General features: G+C 65.5%; 18 protein-coding genes and 1 tRNA gene. 13 read left to right on the top strand and 6 right to left on the bottom strand.

The features are described from left to right. The first annotated feature begins 9 nt into the window (after positions 1-9). From Ga0102493_RS08920 to Ga0102493_RS08910, 3 genes are all read left to right on the top strand, one after another. Positions 10-873: a tyrosine recombinase gene (locus tag Ga0102493_RS08920; RefSeq protein ID WP_051697593.1), complete on the top strand. Its 864-nt coding sequence runs from the start codon at positions 10-12 to the stop codon at positions 871-873. A gap of 42 nt (positions 874-915) precedes the next feature. Then, on the top strand, positions 916-1,866 hold the full coding sequence (locus Ga0102493_RS08915; RefSeq protein ID WP_034901092.1) for an acetyl-CoA carboxylase carboxyltransferase subunit alpha: 951 nt from the start codon (positions 916-918) through the stop codon (positions 1,864-1,866). A gap of 102 nt (positions 1,867-1,968) precedes the next feature. Beyond that, positions 1,969-3,453 (top strand): M48 family metalloprotease, encoded by a 1,485-nt coding sequence (locus Ga0102493_RS08910; RefSeq protein ID WP_034901093.1) that lies wholly within the window; start codon positions 1,969-1,971, stop codon positions 3,451-3,453. A gap of 121 nt (positions 3,454-3,574) precedes the next feature. Here the strand turns inward: Ga0102493_RS08910 and Ga0102493_RS08905 are convergent, their stop codons facing one another. Further along, positions 3,575-3,748, bottom strand: a complete 174-nt coding sequence (locus Ga0102493_RS08905) for a Flp family type IVb pilin (protein ID WP_034901094.1) — start codon at positions 3,746-3,748, stop codon at positions 3,575-3,577. 114 nt (positions 3,749-3,862) lie between these two features. Further along, positions 3,863-4,048 carry a Flp family type IVb pilin gene (locus tag Ga0102493_RS08900; protein WP_034901095.1) on the bottom strand — a complete coding sequence of 62 codons (186 nt, stop codon included), beginning with the start codon at positions 4,046-4,048 and terminating at the stop codon, positions 3,863-3,865. A 160-nt stretch (positions 4,049-4,208) separates the two neighbouring features. Here Ga0102493_RS08900 and Ga0102493_RS08895 point away from each other — a divergent pair, with 160 nt between their 5' ends. Next, positions 4,209-4,574 carry an NUDIX domain-containing protein gene (locus Ga0102493_RS08895; RefSeq protein WP_051697700.1) on the top strand — a complete coding sequence of 122 codons (366 nt, stop codon included), beginning with the start codon at positions 4,209-4,211 and terminating at the stop codon, positions 4,572-4,574. A 62-nt stretch (positions 4,575-4,636) separates the two neighbouring features. Continuing rightward, positions 4,637-4,713 (top strand) — tRNA-Arg (locus tag Ga0102493_RS08890). Between the two features lie 124 nt (positions 4,714-4,837). On the opposite strand, the gene Ga0102493_RS08885 is transcribed toward Ga0102493_RS08890, so the two are convergent. Together Ga0102493_RS08885 and Ga0102493_RS08880 are read right to left on the bottom strand one after the other, a co-directional pair. Next, positions 4,838-5,149 (bottom strand): hypothetical protein, encoded by a 312-nt coding sequence (locus Ga0102493_RS08885; protein ID WP_034901098.1) that lies wholly within the window; start codon positions 5,147-5,149, stop codon positions 4,838-4,840. Between the two features lie 173 nt (positions 5,150-5,322). After that, entirely contained in the window at positions 5,323-5,718 is a 396-nt protein-coding gene (locus tag Ga0102493_RS08880; RefSeq protein ID WP_034901100.1) for a metallopeptidase family protein, read from the bottom strand. Positions 5,719-5,968: 250 nt separating this feature from the next. Between Ga0102493_RS08880 and folE the strand changes: the two genes are divergently transcribed. Further along, positions 5,969-6,589, top strand: a complete 621-nt coding sequence (folE, locus tag Ga0102493_RS08875) for a GTP cyclohydrolase I FolE (protein ID WP_034901103.1) — start codon at positions 5,969-5,971, stop codon at positions 6,587-6,589. Between the two features lie 83 nt (positions 6,590-6,672). On the opposite strand, the gene Ga0102493_RS08870 is transcribed toward folE, so the two are convergent. Continuing rightward, entirely contained in the window at positions 6,673-7,581 is a 909-nt protein-coding gene (locus tag Ga0102493_RS08870; protein WP_034901844.1) for an OmpA family protein, read from the bottom strand. Between the two features lie 315 nt (positions 7,582-7,896). On the opposite strand from Ga0102493_RS08870, the gene Ga0102493_RS08865 reads away from it, so the two are divergent. Both Ga0102493_RS08865 and Ga0102493_RS08860 read left to right on the top strand, forming a co-directional pair. Next, complete coding sequence (locus Ga0102493_RS08865; RefSeq protein WP_081845526.1) at positions 7,897-8,385, top strand: c-type cytochrome; 489 nt, start codon at positions 7,897-7,899, stop codon at positions 8,383-8,385. 4 nt (positions 8,386-8,389) lie between these two features. Continuing rightward, positions 8,390-9,085, top strand: a complete 696-nt coding sequence (locus Ga0102493_RS08860) for a cytochrome b/b6 domain-containing protein (RefSeq protein ID WP_034901105.1) — start codon at positions 8,390-8,392, stop codon at positions 9,083-9,085. Positions 9,086-9,146: 61 nt separating this feature from the next. Here Ga0102493_RS08860 and Ga0102493_RS08855 read toward each other — a convergent pair whose 3' ends face one another. Continuing rightward, positions 9,147-9,626: a peroxiredoxin gene (locus Ga0102493_RS08855; protein ID WP_034901107.1), complete on the bottom strand. Its 480-nt coding sequence runs from the start codon at positions 9,624-9,626 to the stop codon at positions 9,147-9,149. Between the two features lie 246 nt (positions 9,627-9,872). Between Ga0102493_RS08855 and ahcY the strand changes: the two genes are divergently transcribed. The 5 genes from ahcY (at position 9,873) to Ga0102493_RS08830 (ending at position 15,960) form a co-directional block, all read left to right on the top strand. Next, the gene (gene ahcY / locus Ga0102493_RS08850; protein ID WP_034901110.1) at positions 9,873-11,297 is read left to right on the top strand and encodes an adenosylhomocysteinase; all 1,425 of its coding nucleotides are present in this window, start codon (positions 9,873-9,875) and stop codon (positions 11,295-11,297) included. A 118-nt stretch (positions 11,298-11,415) separates the two neighbouring features. After that, complete coding sequence (locus Ga0102493_RS08845; RefSeq protein ID WP_034901112.1) at positions 11,416-13,785, top strand: PAS domain-containing sensor histidine kinase; 2,370 nt, start codon at positions 11,416-11,418, stop codon at positions 13,783-13,785. Next, positions 13,782-14,252, top strand: a complete 471-nt coding sequence (gene tsaE / locus Ga0102493_RS08840) for a tRNA (adenosine(37)-N6)-threonylcarbamoyltransferase complex ATPase subunit type 1 TsaE (RefSeq protein WP_034901115.1) — start codon at positions 13,782-13,784, stop codon at positions 14,250-14,252. The genes Ga0102493_RS08845 and tsaE overlap by 4 nt, the downstream gene beginning before the upstream one ends. Beyond that, positions 14,249-15,235 (top strand): aminoglycoside phosphotransferase family protein, encoded by a 987-nt coding sequence (locus Ga0102493_RS08835; protein WP_034901117.1) that lies wholly within the window; start codon positions 14,249-14,251, stop codon positions 15,233-15,235. The genes tsaE and Ga0102493_RS08835 overlap by 4 nt, the downstream gene beginning before the upstream one ends. Before the next feature lie 35 nt (positions 15,236-15,270). Continuing rightward, positions 15,271-15,960, top strand: coding sequence for a nucleotidyltransferase family protein (locus Ga0102493_RS08830; protein ID WP_034901119.1), 690 nt, complete (start codon positions 15,271-15,273; stop codon positions 15,958-15,960). Positions 15,961-15,964: the final 4 nt, after the last annotated feature.

Below are 15,964 nucleotides of genomic sequence, written 5' to 3'. Positions count from 1 at the left end.
TTTCTCGACATGCTGGCGAGCGAGCGCGGCGCGGCGGCGAACACGCTTGCCGCCTATGCCCGCGACCTTGCCGGGGCCGAAGAAGCGATCGGCGACCTCGCCAGCGCACCGCGCGCGAAGGTCGCGCGGCTTTCCAGCGAATGGAGCGCGCTCGCGCCATCGACGGTTGCCCGCAAGGCATCGGCGCTGCGGCAATTCTTCGGGTTCGCATTGGACGAAGGCTGGCGCAGCGACGATCCGTCGGGCGCGCTTCCCGCCCCGCGCACGCGCCGCCCGCTGCCCAGGGTGCTGGGGCATGATGCGGTCGAGGCGTTGTTCGAAACCGCGGAGTGCGAGGCCGAAAGCGGCAAGGCCGAGGCGGTGCGTCTGCTCGCGCTCATCGAACTGCTCTATGGATCGGGCCTGCGCGCGAGCGAGCTGGTTAGCCTGCCGGCGAACGCGGTGCCGCGCGATGCGCCGCTCATCACGGTCACGGGCAAGGGCGGGCAGGCGCGCATGGTCCCGGTGAGCGAGCGCGCCGCCGAGGCGCTTGCGCGATGGCGGGCGGTGTGTGGGGACGGCACTTCGCGCTTTCTCTTTCCCTCGCGCGGGCGTTCGGGCCACCTTACGCGGGTGCGCCTGTTCCAGCTTCTGAAAGGCCTTGCCGTGCGCGCCGGGCTCGATCCCGCGGGCGTTTCCCCGCATGTCCTGCGCCATGCCTTTGCCACCCACCTGCTCGAAGGCGGGGCGGACCTGCGCGTGCTGCAGACCCTGCTGGGCCATGCCGATATCGCGACCACGCAGATCTACACCCATGTCGATGCCGCCCGGCTCGTCGAACTGGTGAATATGCGTCACCCGCTCGGGCGCGGGCGGGGAGGCACCGGCTCATGAGGCTTGCCCCCCGCGCAACATCCCGATAGCGCCTTGCAGCATATGTCCAAGGTTTCCTATCTCGAGTTCGAAAAGCCGGTGCAGACCATCGACGAACGCATCGCCGCGCTGCGCACGGTCGATGCCGAACACGATGTCGATGTCGCCGAGGAAATTGCTAGGCTCGAAGCCAAGAGCGCGGACCTTCTTGCCAGCACCTATGCCTCGCTTACCCCGTGGCAGAAGACGCAGGTCGCGCGTCATCCACAGCGCCCGCATTTCCGCGATTACGTGGCGCACGCCTTCGAGGAATTCGTACCGCTGGGCGGCGACCGGCTCTATGGCGACGACCAGGCGATCATGGGCGGCTTTGCCCGGCTCGACGGGCGGCGGATCATGCTGATCGGCCACGAAAAGGGCAACGACACGCAAAGCCGGATCAAGCACAATTTCGGCATGGGCAAGCCCGAGGGCTATCGCAAGGCGATCCGCCTGATGGAACTGGCTGGGCGATTCGGCCTGCCGGTCGTGACGCTGGTCGACACGTCGGGTGCGTTTCCCGGGATCGAGGCGGAGGAGCGCGGCCAGGCCGAAGCGATCGCACGTTCGACCGAAGCCTGCCTGGCGCTGCGCGTCCCCATGGTCGCCGCGATCGTGGGCGAGGGCGGATCGGGCGGCGCGGTGGCGCTTGCCAGCGCGGAGCGGGTGCTGATGCTGGAACACGCGGTCTATTCGGTGATCTCGCCCGAAGGCTGCGCCTCGATCCTGTGGCGCACTGCCGAAAAGGCGCCCGACGCGGCTGAGGCTATGAAGGTGACCGCGCAGCATCTCAAGCGGCTCAAGGTGATCGACCGCATCGTCAAGGAGCCTGCCGGCGGCGCACATCGCGGACCGGCGGCAGCGGCGAGCGCTCTGGGCAAGGCAATCGGCGAGGAACTGGATGGGCTTTCCGGCCTGTCGATCGATGCGCTGATCGCCCGGCGCGAGGACCGCTTTCTACAGCTCGGCGGCTGATACGGTCCGGAGAGCACTGGCAAGACGTGCTTCTCGAAACTTCCGGCGGCGCGATGTATTGGTTAAGCAGACCATAACAGCCCGACCGGAGAGGAGACCGGAATGCCCAATATATTCGGATCGAGGAAAACCGCCCCGCTTGCCGCCGTATCGGCGGCCGCCCTCGCGCTGACGGGTTGCGTCGGCGGCGCGCCGATCCCCTCGTCCTCCGCTCCGATCACCCAGGCCGAAGCGAAGCAGGGTGCGGAATATCATCCGCAATTCCTCGAGCAATTCGGCGGTGCGATGAGCGGGCCGCAGGCCGCCTATGTCGAACAGGTGGGCAAGGGGATTGCGGTCCATTCCGGCCTCGGCAATGCGCGCGAGAGTTTCACGGTGAGCCTTCTCAACAGCCCCGCGCACAACGCCTTCGCGATCCCGGGCGGCTATGTCTACACGACCCGACAGCTGGTGACGCTGATGGACAACGAGGCGGAGCTTGCCGCCGTGCTCGGCCACGAAGTCGGGCACGTCGCCGCGCGCCATTCGCAGCGCCGCCAGCAGGCCGCGCAGAGGAACTCGATTCTCGGCATTCTCGGCGCGATCGGCAGTTCGATCCTGCTTGGCAATAGCGGTCTCGGCGACACGCTCTCGCGCACTTTCCTGCAGGGCTCGCAGCTCCTGACCCTGAGCTATTCGCGCAGCCAGGAGACCGAGGCGGACAATCTTGGCATCCTTTACCTAACCCGCGCCGGGTACGATCCGCGCGCCATGGGGACGGTGCTGGCGAGCCTTGCCGAGCAGAACAATCTCGAGGCGAGGGTGCAGGGGCGCAATGCCTCGATCCCCGAATGGGCCTCGACCCACCCGAACCCGGCGAGCCGGGTGCGCGAAGCGCTCGCCAAGGCGAGCCCGCTCGCGCCCGGTGTCACCAATGGCGACACGTTTCTCTCGCGGATCGACGGGCTGCTTTACGGCGATGATCCCGAACAGGGTATCATCGAGGGGCTGCGCTTCATCCATCCGGACCTGCGGCTGACCTTCACCGTGCCGCAGGGCTATTACATGGTGAACGGAACGCGGGCGGTCAGCATCAACGGACAGGTCGGGCAGGCGCAGATGAGCCTCGGGCCCTATACCGGCGATCTCGACCGCTATGTGCGCGGCGTCTTTGCAGGCGTCGGCGGTGAGAACCAGCGTCTTGCGCCGCAGGAAGTGCGCCTCACGAGCGTCAACGGGCTGCGCGCAGGCGTCGGCACGGCGCGGGTCAATGCGCAGAACGGCGCCATCGACGTGGTCGTCTATGCCTATGAATTCGCTCCCGACAGGGCCTATCACTTTGCCGCCGTGACGCCTGCCGGCCGGGCCAATGTCTTTGCACCGATGTTCCAGTCGATGCGCCGGATCACGTCGCAGGAAGCTGCGAATGTCGTGCCCAAGCGGCTGCAGGTGGTGACGGTGGGGCGCGGCGACACGATCGCTGGTCTTGCGCGGCGGATGGCCTATCCCACGGCCCAGGAAGAACGCTTTCGCGTGCTCAATTCGCTCGGGTCCGGCGACCGTCTGACGCCGGGGCAGAAGGTCAAGCTCGTGGTGCGCGCGCGCTGAGGGCAAGACTGGCGGTTTTCAGTCTGGCCTGTATCGGCCTTGCTGCTGTCAGATACGCAAAAGAAAAGCGGCGGGGATGGACCCCGCCGCTTCCCTAGTCTTGTGACTTTTCGTCGAAAGATTACGTCGACGGCTGTGCCATTTCGGTCGAAACAGCTTCGAACGTGGCGGTCAGGTTGTTGCCCAGCGTGCTCATCGCGGCGATCGCGGCGACCGCGATCAGGGCGGCGATAAGGCCGTATTCGATGGCGGTGGCGCCCTGCTCGTCGCGAGCCAGCTTGTTGAAGAAGGTCATGTCAAGTCTCCTGGTTTCGGTCTTCGGTACCCGTGCCCATTCAGAACGAATGGACTATTCGTGAGTTAGTGCGCAGATGTTGAAAAATTCCTAATCCGGTATCTTTCGAACAGTCTAATTACCCACCGCCTCATTCGATGCATCCTGAACGCGCTGCCACATGTTGTCGTTCTCATCGGCCACGGCCTGAAACGAACCCACTGCAGCAATCACGATCAAGCTGACGATCAGGCCATATTCAACGGCGGTGGCACCTGACTTGTCGTTCCCGATGTGCTTAAGGAATTTCGCCAAAATCATGGGGACACCTATCGTTGTCTTCCTGACACCATCAAAAATCTGCCCAGAGTTTTAAGAAAAGGTTATTGGCGCGGCTGTGGCTGAAAAAAATTCCGACAATGCGCGCGGATTCCTTGCCGTGAGCGCGGGGGCCCTGCAGCGCTCCGATGGCCTTTGGCTGATGCACCAAAGACCCTTGCACAAGGATCATGGCGGGCTCTGGGAATTTCCCGGAGGCAAGGTTGAAGATTATGAAAAACCTGCGGAATCTCTCGTAAGGGAATTGCGCGAGGAGCTGGGGATCACGCTGCGGGCCGCCGATCTCGGACCGGCCGCTTTCGCCGAAGAGAGCGAGGTCACGGGGGGCGTGCCGATTGTCATTTTACTTTACATCGTTCGCGTGTGGAAAGGCGAACCGCGTGCGCTCGAAGGGGGCAGAATCGACTGGTTCGACCCCGAGGGAATCGCCCGCCTGGCCAAGCCGCCGCTCGATTCCGAGCTCGCGGGCCGCCTTTTTGTCGACCGGGCCGCGGCGACTTTGCCATGATATTATCGTCGCGAGGGGATTGCCAAGCCGCGCCGGGACCCCTATGTGCCGCCCCCTAGCGCGCACCCGTAGCTCAGCTGGATAGAGCACCAGACTACGAATCTGGGGGTCAGAGGTTCGAATCCTTTCGGGTGCGCCAACACAGCCCGCTCCTCGCCAAGAGGGGCGGGCTGTGTTGGTTCTGCCCGGGAAGATACCGGCCTTGTTCGGGCCGAAGGTGACGCAGCCGCCGGAGACGACGAGCGAGCGGGGCGAACCTTGCTTCAGGCAGCTCTCGACGCGGCAGGCGGGGTGCCGGCGGGCGCTTCGCGGAAGAATTCCAGCAGATTTGCCACCACCCGCGTTCCTTCGGGAAAGGGATTCGCCCCGGCTCCGGCCCCGGCCCGGCCAAGGAAAGCCAGCCCGCATTCGCTAGCGCAGGCGTGGTCGCTCATCGCGTTGCCCACGAACGGGCAGTCCGCGGGGGCGTGACCTTCGGCAGCGAGGATTTCGCGCACGATGTCGCGCAGCCGCGCGGACCATTCGGCGATTTGGGGTTCTGACAGTCCGATCTCGAGCAGTTCTCCATTCGACAAGGCTCGCTCGGCCTCCGAAGGGCAGGGGGCATTTTTCGCGGATGCGCGAAGAGCCGCGGCGGACCGGTACAACCACGCCGAGATCGCAAGGGCAGGCGGGGGCGGCAACAATCGCGCGCGGCGGCAGGGATCGTCTGGGCGGGCGGAAATCGCCTGCCGGGTCGGCAGGCCCATCAGTCCTCGGCAGCATCCTCTAGCGCGTGCATGTCCTCGTCGGAAAAGCCGAAATGGTGGCCGGCCTCGTGGATCACGACATGGCGCACCAGCGCCTCGAACGCGACGCCGGTTTCCTCCATCTCGCGCAGCAGGGGCTGGCGGAAGAGGCTGATCGCGGGCGGCATGTGCGGCACGTCCCACAACGATTGTTCGGGCAGCGGCACGCCTTCGTAGAGCCCGGTCAGCTCCCAGCGACTTGCGATCCCGACCGAGGCGAGCTGTTCGGCGCTGGCGAATTCCTCGATTCGCAGCACCACCTCGGCAAGATGCGTGCGGAATTCGTCCGGCAGGCGCGCGATGGTTCTGATCGCGGCGCGCTCGAATTCGGCGGGTGAGGGAACTGTCGGGGCCAAAGGGTGTTCTTACCAACCTGTGTCAATATTGGGCGGTGCATTCCGTCCTATCCTGCCTATATATGGACCCGGGATGGGGATTAAGCCGCAGCGCCGGAAATTTTTTCGAGCCCCGCCGGGCTCCCTCGGCCCCTCGCGGGGGCTCGCCCGTCCTGTTACCGCACAGGCCCAGCCAGCCGGCCGAACTGCATCCGCATCGAGCCGGCAACCGTAATCACCTTGGTTTCTTGCACTGGAAAGACGTCCACCCATGAACTGTCTCGATCACGACTCCGACGATTTCGATCCCGACAACCCGCTGAACAAGCCCGACGTGCCCGAAGACGTTCAGGACGCGATCCGCACGCTGATCCGCTGGGCTGGCGACGATCCGGAACGAGAGGGCCTGCTCGACACGCCCAAGCGCGTGGGCCGGGCCTGGCTTGAATATTGCCGCGGCTATGGCGAGGACCCGGCGATCCACCTTTCCCGCGTGTTCGAAGAAGTGGGCGGTTATGACGAAATCGTGCTGCTCAAGGATATTCCTTTTCAGTCGGCCTGCGAACATCATATGGCCCCTATCACCGGCAAGGCGCATATCGCCTACCTGCCGGACAGGCGGGTGGTGGGCATTTCCAAGCTCGCCCGCGTGCTGCACGGCTTTGCGAGCCGCCTGCAGGTCCAGGAACGCCTCACTGCAGAGGTTGCGCAGTGCATCTGGGACAATCTCGAACCGCAGGGCGTTGCCGTGGTGATCGAGGCGCAGCACGGCTGCATGACAGGGCGCGGGGTAAAGACCCACGGGGTCGAGATGGTGACGAGCCGGATGCTCGGATGCTTCCTCGAAGACCCGCGCAGCCGCAAGGAAGTGATGAGCCTGATGGGCTACTGACCGGGCGCAGGTCCAAACGAAATCGGGGCGGGCCGCCACTGGCGGTCCGCCCCGTTCCGTTTCTTGCGATTCCGAAGGTCGGATTACATCCCGTCGACGCTCTTCGAGACGAGGATGTTGACCGCAACGCGGCGGTTCTGCGCGCGGCCTTCTTCGGTGCTGTTGTCGGCGGCCGGATCGGCGGTCGCCATCCCGGTCGGGGTCAGCATCCGCCACGGTTCCCACTTGCACTGCTGCTGAAGGAAGTTGGTCACGCGGCCCGCCCGCTTCTCGCTCAGCTCCTGGTTGATCTCATAGGAGCCGGTCGTATCGGTGTAGCCGACGACGAGCAGCAGGGCGTTGTCCATTTCCTGCGCCTGCTGTGCGAACTGGCACAGATCGTTGCGGGCGGTTCCGGACAGGTTGTACTTGCCGGTGTCGAAATAGACGTTGGTCGTGCCCTTGACGTTGTACTGGTCGATGTTCGCGACCCGCCCGCGCAAAGCCTCGGCGACGGCAGCGTTCTCCTCGATCGCGGCGCCCTGTTCGGCGAATTGCTGGCGCGTGCCGGCATCGATCATGGAGGCCGTGCGCAGGTCGCGCGATTTCAGGTCGATGTCGCTGGCAAGCAGGCGCTGGCCCCACTGGACCGTGTCGACCTTGACCGGCAGGCCGCGCAGCAGCGCGTCCGGCCCGAGCCGGTCCTTGTCGAGTCCGAGAAACCCGCCCGAGGACTTGATCGTCGTGCCCGCGCCGACCGAAATGATCGTCTCGCTGCCGTTGGTGCTCGTCACCTGGATCGCGGAACCGTTGCGGGCAGTGATGACGCCTTCGATCTGCGGTCCTTCGGGCAGGCCCTCGAGATCGCTCGGCGGCGAGCCGTATACGGTGGCGAGCGTGCCCTCTTCGTTTCGCTGGGGCATTTCCTCCTGGGCGAATGCACCCGATGCGGGCACCAGCGCGGCCGCCCCTGCAAAGAGCGCGAGCCTGGCCCGCTTCGAAATGACACTCATGAATTTCCTCCTTCGTTCGGCGCGCCTTTCCCCTGCCACTTTCCCCGCGAAAGGAAAAGGGGGCGGGGTTTCTCGCGCCTTTCAAGACATGCGGCCTCTTGCGCCGCGTTCGACAATGGCTCGCCCCGTTGGTCGCAGCAAGCTTGCTGGCAGATGAATCCCCTGCCTTCCCGCCCCTCGGCGTGGGGCGATGCGGGCCGCACTTGCGGCAAGACGATGCAGGCGGTGCATTAACAAGAGGATTTGCGATGGACTCAAAACCGTCCTAGCAAGGTGTCGGGTTCGATCCGCAATTGCACTGAGGGAGTTTGCCATATGGTTCGAGACGTGACTTTCCGCGGCATCGCCGTCGCCGCCTTTGCCGTTGCTCTTGCAGGGTGCGGTGGCGAAGCGCCCGGAGCCGAAGCCGGCCTGACCAACCCGGTGATCGAAGAGCGGCACGACAATTTCGAGGGGATCGGCGATGCCTTCAAGGCAATCCGCGGTCAGCTCGAACAGGAAAGTCCCGATTTCTCGGTGATCCAGGCGAATGCCGAGGACATCAACCAGCGCGCCGGCAACATCGAGCAGCATTTCGTCGAGGAAACCGCGCGCGAGGCCGGCTACGACACCGAGGCGCTTGCCGCGATCTGGCAGAAGCCGGAGGAATTCGCATCGGCTACGCAGAAGCTGATCGATACCAGCGCCGCTCTCGTCGAGGCGGCGGGCGGCGGCGATCCGGCCGCTGTCGGAGCTGCGGTCAAGGAAATGGGCGGGTCGTGCAAAAACTGCCACGACCAGTTCCGCTACGACGACGAAGCCTGATCCGATGAGCGAGCCCGCTGACGCGGGAGCGGGAGGCACGCACCGGGCGAAGGTGTGGGATCCGGTCGTGCGCCTGTCGCACTGGAGCTTCGTCGTGCTGATCCCGGCGATGTGGTGGACGGCGGAGAATTCCGAATGGGGCTGGCACAGGCGGCTCGGCCTCGTCCTGCTCGGCATCCTCACGCTGCGTCTCTTGTGGGGCTTTGTCGGCCCGCGCACCGCACGTTTCGGGGATTTCCTGCGCGCGCCCGGCACGGTGCTCGCCTATTTTCGCGGAAAGCTGGGCGGCGAGGGGCAGTGGGTCGGGCACAATCCGGCCGGCGGATACAGCACGCTCGCGCTGCTGCTGGCGATGCTGGCGCAGGTTTCGATGGGGCTGTTCGCGGGCGATCCCTTCGACGGGATGACCGGGCCGCTGCGCCCGCTGGTAGGCGTGATGACCGCCGATACGATCACAGAGACGCACGAGACGTTTTTTTACGTCGTCCTTGCCTTCGTCGTGCTCCATATCGCCGCGATCGTCTTTTACGAGGCGGTGAAGAAGGACCGCCTTGTCGGTGCGATGGTCACGGGTCGGCGCGCCGTTCCCGCCGGGGCCGAGGGGATCGGGGCATTGCCGTGGGGAAGGGCGCTTGCAGCCTTACTGTTCGCGGGAGGATTCGCCTACTGGATCGCGCAGGGCGCGCCCCCGCTGACGTGACATGCGAAAAGGTGCGCTTTCCCGGCCGGGAAGCGCCCCTTTCGTATTCCTGGAGCCGCGATCAGAGCTGGCCGAGCATGTATTCCGCGCTCGAGACCTTGAAATCGCCCGGAGCCTCGATGTTGAGCTGTTCGACGACGCCGTCATTGATGACCATCGAGAAGCGCTGCCCGCGCTTGCCCATGCCGTAGCCCGAACCGTCCATGGTGAGGCCCAGCGCCTCGACGAAATCGGCATTGCCGTCGGCGAGCATAGTGATGTCGTCCGAACCGCCCGACTTGTTCCAGGCTTCCATGACGAAGGCATCGTTGACCGCGGTGCCGACGATTTCTTCGATGCCCTTGGCCTTGAGGTCGCCGGCCTTGTCGACGAAGCCAGGCAGGTGCTTGGCCGAACAGGTCGGGGTGAAGGCGCCGGGGACGGAGAACAGCGCGACCTTCTTGCCCGCGAAATATTCGCCAGCCTGGACCTGCTGCGGGCCGTCGGCGGTCGCCTTGACCAGCGTCACGTCGGGAACCTTGTCGCCTACCGAAATCGTCATGGAAGTACTCCCTTTCCTCATGGATGGATTGCGCGAGTGGTATAGCGGCTTGGGCAACGCTGCCAACCACCGCAATCGCGCGAAAGGCTGTTGGCGGGCGGTCGGTCCGTCATCGCCCATTCGCGCATTTTCACATATAAAGATAACTTTATATTGCCCCCGCGCGCGTCGGTCGCTATGGGCGCAGGCAAGACAGCGGGGTGCATGCACTTCGTCAACTTACGTCTGTCCCAAGGAGACCGCTTCATGGCCACCGCCACCGCAACGCCGACCACCGAATACAAGATCAAGGATATCGCCCTCGCCCAGTATGGCCGCGACGAGATCGCGATTGCCGAAACCGAAATGCCCGGCCTCATGGCCCTGCGCGAGGAATATGGCAGCGCCAAGCCGCTCAAGGGTGCGCGCATCACCGGCAGCCTGCACATGACGATCCAGACCGCGGTGCTGATCGAGACCCTGATCGAACTCGGTGCCGAAGTGCGCTGGGCGACCTGCAACATCTTTTCGACCCAGGACCACGCCGCTGCCGCCATGGCCGATCGCGGCATTCCGGTCTTCGCCATCAAGGGCGAGAGCCTGGCCGATTACTGGGACTATGTCGGCCGGATCTTCGACTGGGCGAGCGAAGGCGATCCCGACCTTACCGCCAACATGATCCTCGACGATGGCGGCGATGCCACCATGTTCGCGCTTTGGGGCGCGCGGCTCGAAGCGGGCGAGGAGATGCCGTCGCCCGCCAATGCCGAGGAAATCGAGATGCAGCGTGCGCTCAAGGCCTTCGTCAAGGCGAAGCCGGGCTATCTCACCAAGACCGTCAAGACCGTGAAGGGCGTCTCCGAAGAGACGACGACGGGCGTTATGCGGCTCTACCAGATCGCCAAGCAGGGCAAGCTTCCCTTCCCGGCGATCAACGTGAATGACAGCGTCACCAAGTCGAAGTTCGACAACCTTTATGGCTGCAAGGAATCGCTGGTCGACGCGATCCGCCGCGCGACCGATGTCATGCTTGCGGGCAAGGTCGCCTGCGTCGCTGGCTACGGCGATGTCGGCAAGGGTTCGGCAGCGTCGCTGCGCGACGGCGGCGCGCGCGTGATGGTGACCGAGATTGACCCGATCTGCGCCCTGCAGGCGGCGATGGACGGTTTCGAAGTGGTCTCGATGGAAGAGGCGACCAAGCGGGCCGACATCTTCGTCACCGCCACCGGCAATGAAGACGTCATCACCGGCGAGCACATGAAGGCGATGAAGCACATGGCGATCGTGTGCAATATTGGCCACTTCGACAGCGAGATCCAGATTTCCGCGCTCGACAATTACGAGTGGAAGGAGATCAAGGAAGGCACCGACATGGTGACCAAGCCCGACGGCAAGAGCCTGCTTGTCCTCGCCAAGGGCCGCCTCGTCAATCTCGGCTGCGCCACCGGCCACCCGAGCTTCGTGATGAGCGCGAGCTTCACCAACCAGACGCTCGCCCAGATCGAGCTGTTCACGAAGTCCGACGAATACGAGAACGACGTCTACGTCCTGCCCAAGCATCTCGACGAGAAGGTCGCCGCGCTGCATCTCGAAAAGCTGGGCGTCGAACTGACCAAGCTTTCGCAGAAGCAAGCCGACTATATCGGCGTGCCGGCCGAAGGCCCGTTCAAGCCGGACCACTACCGCTACTGATCGCGCTATTGCGAATCCGATACGAAAAGCCTCCGAGCAGCGATGCCCGGGGGCTTTTTCGTGCCTGCTGCGTGCCGTGCCAGTTGCATCGTGCGCTGCCCCCGCATAGCTGGCAGCAATGGAACTCACTCCGCTTGCCCTGGTGCTGATCGGATTGCTGCTCGCCGCATGGACGGTGGGCGCGGCGGTCGTGGTACTCCGCGCGAGCGCGAAGACGAAGCGCACTGCGGCGCTCCAGAAATCGCTCAGGCGGATGCAGCACCTGCTCGACGTGGCGCCGGCGATGCCGCTCCTGGTGCGGGTCGATGGGCGGATCGAGGCGCCCGAACGGCTAGCGCGATGGCTGGGTCTCGAAAAGATGCCGGGCTATCTGAGCGAACTGGCAGCGATCACCGATGCGGGCGAAACGCGCGGCCTTGCGTCCAGACAGCTCGATGCGCTGACGGAGAAGATCCGCATCACCCAGAAGAGCGCGACGCCGTTCCAGCTTGCGCTGAACCCCCCGGGATCGGGTCGCAGCCTCGCATTTCAGGGTGCGCTAGCCGATCCGCAGGTATCGCCGGGCGGAGCGGCGCTGGTGTGGGTATTCGATTTCACCGAGAGCGATGCCGAACTCGCCCGCCTGCGCGCGGCGGCGAACCGAGCCGAGGCCGATTTTGCCGCGCTGGTCGGCCTGATCGAGGCCGCGCCCATGCCGATGTGGTTCCGCGCGAGCGACATGAAGCTGCGGCTCGTAAACCACGCCTATGTCGAGGCGGTCGGCGCGCAAGGCGCGGAACAGGTGGTCTCCGGCCAGGCCGAACTGCTCGAGCCGGACGACAGCGGACGCAGCCCGGCCGACCTCGCCCGCTTCGCGCTCGAAAAGCAGGAAAAGAACGAACGCATCGTCACCGCTACGATCCATGGCGAGCGCCGCTCGCTGAAAGTGAGCGACCTGCCGCTCGGCCAGGAAGGCGTCGCGGGCTATGCCATCGACATCGAGGAACAGCAGCAGGTCGAGCGCGGTTTCCGGGCCTATCGCGAGGCCCAGCGCGCGATGCTCGACCAGCTTTCGGTCGGGGTCGCGCAGTTCGACGGCGAAGAACGGCTCGTTTCAGCCAACCTTCCGTTTGCACGGTTGTTCGGGCTCGGCGCGGAGGCGATTTCGGAACGGATCGCCTTCGAGCGCTTCCTCGCCGATGCGCGCGAACGCGGGCGCACGCCCGAAGTGCGCGACTTTCCCGAATGGCGACGCGAACACGTCGCCTGGTTCGGCCTGTCCGAAGCGCAGGAGGAGGCATGGCCGCTTCCCGGCGGGACCCATCTTCGCATCGTCGGCCAGCCCATGCCCGATGGCGGGCTCGTCTTCATCGCCGAGGACCGCACCGAACAGCTCGCCCTGTCGGCCACGCGCGATACGCTGCTGCGCACCCGCACCGCGACGCTCGACAGCCTGTTCGAGGCGCTGGCGATCTTCGCCCCCGATGGTTCGGTGCAGCTGTGGAACCGCAGCTTTGCAGGAACATGGGGCCTGACGAGCGAATTTCTCGACACCCATCCCGGCGCGCAGGAACTGCTCGATGCGATCGCCGAGAATCTCGTGCGTCCTTCCGAGGCGAAGCAGATCGGCGCGGTGGTGCGCGCGGCCACGCTCGACCGGCGTGGGCAGGGTGGACGAACCGAGCTGAAGGACGGACGCACGCTGCGCTTTGCCGGGGTTCCGCTGCCCGACGGGAACGGGCTTCTGACCGTGCTCGACATCACCGATTCGCAGAAGGCCGAACAGGCGCTGCGCGAACGCGCGAGCGCGCTCGAGGAAGCGGATGCGGTCAAGGCCCGCTTCCTCGCCAATATGAGCTACGAATTCCGCACTCCTCTGACGACGATCGGCGGCTATGCCGAAATGCTGAAGAGCGGTGCGGCGGGCGAGGAGCTGAGCGGGACGGCGGGCGAATATGTCGATGCCATCCTCGCCGCGGTCGAACGCCTGACCGAGCAGGTCGAGAACGTGCTCGACCTGTCGCAATCGGAAGCCGGTCTGTTGCCGATCACGAAGGAAGAGGTCGACCTGCTGGCGCTCCTGACGGAAGTCGTGCGCGAGCGCGAGCAGGCGATCATCGGCGCCGGGCTGAGCCTCGATCTAAAGGGACGGCGCGGACGCGAGGTTATGGCGGACCGCCGCCAGCTCGCGCGGGCAGTGGGCAACCTGCTCGACAATTCCATCGCCGCCACGCCCGCAGGCGGGCGGATCCTGATCGAGATACCAAAGCCAGGCGAAGGCGATGACTGGACCGCAGCGATCGTGCTCAAGGACACCGGCAGCGGCATGAGCAAGGCCGATCTGGACCGCGCCATGGAAGGCCTAAAGAAAGGCGGGGACGGCGCGATCGAGAAGCGCAGCGGACTGGGTCTGCCGCTCGCCCGGCAATTGGTCGAGGCGCATGGCGGCACGCTCGTGATCGAGAGCAGGGAGGGCGCGGGAACGACCGCGACGATCCGCCTGCCATGAGCGCCGAGGAGCAGCGCATCGACCTGCCCGACCTTGCCGCGATGGAGGCGTTCGGGCAACGCATCGCGCGAAGGCTGCGGCCGGGCGACGTGGTCGCGCTGTCGGGGGGGCTCGGTGCGGGCAAGACGACGCTGGCGCGCGCGATCCTGGCGGCGCTCGGCCACCAGGGCGAGGTGCCTTCGCCGACCTTCACCATCGTCGAAACCTATGACGCACCGCCGCTGTCGGTGCCGGTCGCGCACGCCGATTTCTACCGGCTCGACGACCCCTGCGAGCTCGCCGAGATCGGCCTCGACGACTATCGCGACGGCGCCGCGCTGATCGCCGAATGGCCCGATCACGCCGGCGGCTTCGGACATGAGCCGGCCTGCATCGAGATAAGGCTCGCCGCGCGCACGAAAGATGCGGAAGAGGGGCGGATCGCGATTGTGAAAGCTGGGCCTGATTGGCTAGGACGCATGCCATGACGACGCTTCCCGACGGGCTGCACGACTTCCTGCGCGAGGCAGGCTGGAGCGATGCGGCGATCGACCCTCTTCCCGGCGATGCGTCATTCCGGCGCTATTTCCGCCTGCGCGCGGGAGATCGTGGGGCGATGCTGATGCACGCGCCGCCCCCGCACGAGGATCCGGTGCCGTTCCTCGATGTCGCGGGCTGGCTCACTGCGAACGGGCTTCGCGCGCCCGCGATCCACCATGCCGACGCGCAGGCGGGCTGGGTCCTGCTCGAGGATTTCGGCGATGACCGGATGCGTGACTGGCTCGACGTCCGACCCGACGATGAACGTGCGGCCTATGAGAGTGCGGTCGATGCGCTGGTGGAACTCCATCGCCTGCCGCCGGGTCCTTTTGCGCCCTATGACATGGAAGCCTATCTGCGTGAGGTGCGGCTTTTCACCGAATGGTATGCGCCGGCCGTCGGTCTCGATGTGGACTTTGCCGGGCACGACGCTGCCTGGCGCGAGGCGCTCGCACCGTTGCTTGAGCGGCAGGAGCCTGGCGTGACGGTGCTGCGCGATTACCACGCGGAGAACATCATGCTGCTCGGCCATCCGGCGGAGCGTGCACCGCAGGGGCTGATCGATTTCCAGGACGCCCTTGTCGGCCACCCGGCCTACGATCTCGTGTCGCTGCTGCAGGATGCGCGCCGCGAAGTCCCGACCGCGCTCGAGGCCGCAATGCTCGACCGTTACGCCGAGGCCACCGGGGCCGGCGACGATTTCCGCGCCGATTACGCCCGTCTCGGGGCGCAGCGCAATGCCAAGATCGTCGGCATCTTCACCCGGCTTCACAAGCGCGATGGCAAGCCGCGCTACCTCTCCATGATCCCGCGCGTCTGGGAAGCGATGGAGCGCGATCTCGCCCATCCGGCGCTCGCCCCGGTTGCGAGCTGGTTCGATGCCAATGTACCCGAGCCGCTACGCCGCGCGCATGGGGGAGAGATCGCTTGAGCCTTTCGGGAGGCCCGCTCGCCAGCGACACCGCGATGGTCCTTGCCGCCGGGCTGGGCAAGAGGATGCGCCCGCTCACCGCCTCGCAGCCCAAACCGCTGGTGCGGGTCGCGGGCAAGGCACTGATCGACCACGCGCTCGACCGGCTTGACGATGCGGGCATCGCGCGCGCGGTGGTCAATGTCCATTACCTTGCCGATGCGCTCGAGGCGCATGTTCTCGAACGCGGGTCACCCAAAGTGACGATCTCGGACGAGCGCGACCTGCTTCTGGAAACGGGCGGCGGGCTGGTGCGGGCGCAGGGTAACCTGCCGGACCCGTTCTTTTGCCTCAACGCGGACAATATCTGGCTCGACGGGCCGAAGAACGCCTTTGCCGACCTGTCGGCGCGCTGGGACCCGGATGCGATGGATGCGGTGCTCCTTCTCGTCCCGCATGTCCGGGCGGCCAATTTCAGCGGGCCGGGTGATTTCTACATGGACGCGGGCGGCCTCCTCTCGCGCCGCCGGACGGGCCGCATCGCACCCTTCATCTATACCGGCATCCAGCTCGTCTCCCACCGCCTGCTTCGCGAGGCGCCGGAGGGGCCGTTCTCGACCAATATCCTCTGGAACCGCGCGATTGAGGAGGGGCGGCTGTTCGGCATCTCCTTTACCGGCCAGTGGTTCGAGGTCGGCACGCCGCAGGCGATCGCGCCGACCGAAGCCGCGCTTTCGGGGGTCTGAGCGC

This window comes from Erythrobacter litoralis, assembly GCF_001719165.1.
Lineage (GTDB): Bacteria > Pseudomonadota > Alphaproteobacteria > Sphingomonadales > Sphingomonadaceae > Erythrobacter > Erythrobacter litoralis.
Note: the sequence above shows the minus strand (reverse complement) of the source record. Positions and strands in the feature narration are given on the sequence as shown.